The organism is Streptomyces aureus, from assembly GCF_001418135.1.
GTDB classification, from domain to species: Bacteria; Actinomycetota; Actinomycetes; order Streptomycetales; family Streptomycetaceae; genus Streptomyces; species Streptomyces aureus_A.
Window position 1 is genome coordinate 1 of record NZ_LIPQ01000589.1, and the last position, 4,387, is coordinate 4,387.

Below are 4,387 nucleotides of genomic sequence, written 5' to 3' on the forward strand. Positions count from 1 at the left end.
CACGTACACCTTGGCGCCGGCCGGCACCAAGGCCGACAACCCGTACGCCGGCGCCAAGGTGTACGTGAACCCCGAATGGTCCGCGAAGGCGGCTGCCGAGCCGGGCGGCACCAAGATCTCGAACCAGCCCACCGCTGTCTGGCTGGACCGGATCGCCGCCGTCAACGGCTCCGCCGGCTCCATGGGCCTGCGCGCCCACCTCGACGAGGCCCTGAAGCAGAAGGGCTCCGGCGAGCTCGTCGTCCAGCTGGTCGTCTACAACCTGCCGGGCCGCGACTGTGCCGCGCTCGCCTCCAACGGCGAGCTCGGCCCGACCGAGATCGGCCGCTACAAGACCGAGTACATCGACCCGATCGCCGCGATCCTCGCCGATCCGAAGTACGCGGGCCTGCGGATCGTCACCACGGTCGAGATCGACTCGCTGCCGAACCTGGTCACCAACGTCTCGGGACGGCCGACCGCCACGGCCAACTGCGACGTCATGAAGGCCAACGGCAACTACATCACCGGCGTCGGCTACGCGCTCAAGAAGCTGGGCGCGATCGGCAACGTCTACAACTACGTGGACGCCGGCCACCACGGCTGGCTGGGCTGGGACGACAACTTCGGCGCCTCCGCCGAGCTGTTCAAGCAGGCCGCCACGGCCGAGGGCTCCACGGTCGCCAACGTCCACGGCTTCATCGTGAACACCGCCAACTACAGCGCCCTGAAGGAGGACCACTTCACCATCAACGACAGCGTGAACGGCGTCTCCGTGCGCCAGTCGAAGTGGGTCGACTGGAACCGGTACACCGACGAGCTGTCCTACGCCCAGGCGATGCGCGCCAAGCTCGTCTCGCTCGGCTTCGACAGCAACCTCGGCATGCTGATCGACACCTCCCGCAACGGCTGGGGCGGCACCGCCCGGCCCACCGCCGCGGGCCCGACGACCACCGTCGACACGTACGTCAACGGCGGCAAGTACGACCGTCGCATCCACCTCGGCAACTGGTGCAACCAGTCCGGCGCGGGCCTCGGCGAGCGGCCCCAGGCGGCACCCGCCGCGGGGATCGACGCGTACGTCTGGGTCAAGCCCCCGGGCGAGTCCGACGGCGCCAGCAAGGAGATCCCGAACAACGAGGGCAAGGGCTTCGACCGGATGTGCGACCCGACGTACACGGGCAACGCCCGTAACGGGAACAGCATGTCGGGCGCGCTGCCGGACGCCCCGATCTCGGGCCAGTGGTTCTCGGCCCAGTTCCAGGAGCTCCTGAAGAACGCCCACCCGGCGCTGTAGGACCTCCGGAGGGGGTGCCCGCCCGTCGCGGCGGAAGCGGGACGGGCACCCCCTGAGAAGGAGCGGAGGTGAAGCAGGCCGGACGGGCCCGAAGTCCCCGTCCGGCCTGTTCTCTCGCGGTCCCGCCCCGCCCCCGGCGGTACGGATGATCACCGTTCCCCTACGCTGGAGGAGCGCGTCTTCCGCGACCCGGTCACCTTCGTGCGGGAGTTGGTCCCGTACCGGGAGCTGCTCATCGCCCTCCACCCGGCCGACAGCGGCCGCCCCTTCTCCGCGTACGAGCGCTGGTGACGGAGGCTCCGCCCGGCGCCGTCCGAGCCCGGCGGGCCGTCAGCAGGAGCCCCGTACCACCAGTTCCGTGGGCAGGACCCGCTTCGGGGCGTCCTCAGGGCCGCCCGCGATGTGCTGGAGCAGCATCCGGGCCATCGTGCGGCCCATCTCCTCGATCGGCTGCCGCACGCTCGTCAGCGGCGGGTCCATGAGCCGCGCCACCGGTGAGTCGTCGACGCCGACGAGGGCCACGTCCTCGGGGACCCGGCGGCCCGCCTCCCGCAGCGCGCCCCGCGCGCCGGCCGCCATGACGTCGGAGGCGGCGAAGACGGCGTCCAGGTCCGGGCTGCGGTCGAGCAGCAGCCGCATCGCCCTCCGCCCGCCCTCCTCGGTGAAGTCGCCCGCGGAGACCAGTTCTTCGTCGGGGGCGAGTCCGGCTTCCGCGAGCCCCGCCCGGTAGCCGCCGAGCCGGGCGCGGGCCACGTACATGTCGGGCGGTCCGGTGACGGTCGCGATCCTGCTCCGCCCGCGTCCCACGAGGTGGGCGACGGCAGCCCGGCCGGCCCCGATGTTGTCGGAGTCGACGTACGGCACGGGCTCGGCCTCGGAGCGGCGTCCGTTCATGACGACCGGCAGGCCGAGTTCCCTGATCCGGTCGGGCAGCGGGTCGTCGCCGTGGACGGAGGCGAGCAGGACGCCGTCGACGCGCTGGGCGGCCAGATACTGCTCGAAGCGCTGCCGTTCCTGCTCGCTGCGGACCAGGGTGAGCAGCAACTGTTTGTCGGCCTCGGCGAGTTCGGCGCTGACCCCGCGGATCAGGTCGAGGAAGTACGGCTCCGCGAACAGCCGGGCCTCGGCCTCGGGAATGACGAGCGCGATCGCGTCCGTACGGCTGCCGGCGAGCGCGCGGGCGGCCTGGTTGGGCACGTAGCCGAGTTCGGCGACTGCTCTGGCGACGGCCGTTCTGGTCTGCTCGCTCACCCGGGGGGAGCCGTTGATCACCCGGGAGACCGTGCCCCGGCCGACCCCGGCCCTGGCCGCGACCTGCTCCAGGGTGGGTCTGCCGCTCTGCCGTCCGCTCACAACTCCCGAACTCCCCTCGTAGGACAACGCGCTGCTCACCACGGTCCCGCCGGAGACGACAACGGAGATGGGAGCGCTCCCACATTAGTTCACGCCCCGCTCCCGCGCCACGAGGTGCGTTCAGGAGATGACGCGACCGCCCCCGCCCAGCTACGCGAAACCCCCGGAAAACCTTCCGGTAACGAATCCGCGTTCATGTCTTGACACCCGCACCCGCCAGGCAGCAACCTTCCGGCAACGACGTGGGAGCGCTCCCATCCGGGACGCGCACAGCCTTGCATCAGGTCCTGGCAGGCGCCGCCGAGCCGCGATCAGCCGGCCGGACCTCTTGGCGCACAACGAGCACCACCTTGGACGAGGAGAGTGGAATGCGCACTTCCAGCAGCAGACGCGGACGCCGTGCGGCGATCGCGGCGGTCGCCGTCGTCGTGACCGGCACGACCCTGCTCACCGGTTGCGGCAGCGACGACGACAACGGCGGCAAGGGCGGCGGGGGCGGCCAGGGCACCGAGAAGATCACGCTGCGGATCGGGACCTTCGGTTCCTTCGGCTACGACAACAAGACCGGCGCGAAGCTCTACGCCGAGTACGAGCGGCTCCACCCGAACATCAAGATCGAGGAGTCGAACGTCTCCGACGGTCAGAAGTACTGGGACACGCTGAAGCTGCGCCTCGCCCAGAACAGCGGCGTCGCCGACATCCAGGCCGTCGAGGTCGGCTACATCGCCGAGGCGACCGGCACGGCGATGGCGAACAAGTGGGTCGACCTGGGCAAGGAGGGCGGCGCGAAGACCGACGCCTTCCTCGACTGGAAGGTCAAGCAGGCGACGACGGGCGACGGCAAGGTCATCGCCCTCGGCACCGACATCGGCCCCATGGCCATCTGCTACAACAAGGACCTCTTCGCCAAGGCCAAGCTGCCCACCGACCGCGACGCCGTCGGCAAGCTGTGGTCCGGCGACTGGGCCAAGTTCATCGCGACCGGCGAGAAGTACAAGGCGGCCGCGCCCGCCGGCACCGCCTTCCACGACTCGGCGAGCGGTCTCTTCAACGCCGTCGTCTCCAGCGACCCGGTGCAGTACGCCAACACCAGCGGCGAACTCGACTGGGAGAACAGCCCCGGCGTGAAGAACGCCTGGGACACCGCGGTCAAGGCCGCCCAGGGCGGACTGACCGCCAAGCTGCGCCAGTTCGACGAGAAGGGCACCTGGAACGCCGCCTTCAAGAACTCGAAGTTCGCCACCGTCGCCTGCCCCAGCTGGATGACCGGCATCATCAAGGACCAGGCGGGACCCGCCAACCAGGGCAAGTGGGACATCGCCGCGCCGCCGGTCGCCGGCAACTGGGGCGGCTCCTTCCTCGCCGTGCCCAAGGCGGGCAAGCACACCAAGGAGGCCGCCGAACTGGCCGCCTGGCTGACCGCCCCGGCGCAGCACGCCAAGGTCTTCGCGGTCAACGGCAACATCCCCTCGTCCAAGGACACGCTCACCTCCACGGCCGTCCAGGAGGCGAAGCTGCCGTACTTCGGCGACACCCCCGTCGGCAAGATCTTCTCCAGCGCGGCGTCCGGGATCACCCCCGCCGTCATCAGCCGCTACGACGGCCAGGTCAAGACCTTCCTCACCGACAACGGAATCCTCGACATCGAGCAGCGCGGCACCGACCCGGCCAAGGCCTGGGAGAACGTCAAGAAGCTGGTCGACGACAAGATCGACCAGTAGCGGGGACACCTGCCGGTCCGCCGCCCGCGGGCGGCGG

3 protein-coding genes are annotated in these 4,387 nt (G+C 70.4%); 2 read left to right on the forward strand and 1 reads right to left on the reverse strand.

Features of this window, described 5'->3' with window-relative positions; genetic code table 11:
- The coding region (locus AOK00_RS34560) for a glycoside hydrolase family 6 protein (protein WP_055604088.1) at positions 1 to 1,276 on the forward strand (1,276 nt) is incomplete at its 5' end.
- 330 nt (positions 1,277 to 1,606) lie between these two features.
- Here AOK00_RS34560 and AOK00_RS34565 read toward each other — a convergent pair.
- On the reverse strand, positions 1,607 to 2,629 hold the full coding sequence (locus tag AOK00_RS34565) for a LacI family DNA-binding transcriptional regulator (RefSeq protein WP_055604089.1): 1,023 nt from the start codon (positions 2,627 to 2,629) through the stop codon (positions 1,607 to 1,609).
- Between the two features lie 368 nt (positions 2,630 to 2,997).
- Here AOK00_RS34565 and AOK00_RS34570 point away from each other — a divergent pair, with 368 nt between their 5' ends.
- Positions 2,998 to 4,350 carry an ABC transporter substrate-binding protein gene (locus tag AOK00_RS34570; RefSeq protein ID WP_055604090.1) on the forward strand — a complete coding sequence of 451 codons (1,353 nt, stop codon included), beginning with the start codon at positions 2,998 to 3,000 and terminating at the stop codon, positions 4,348 to 4,350.
- Positions 4,351 to 4,387 lie beyond the last annotated feature (37 nt).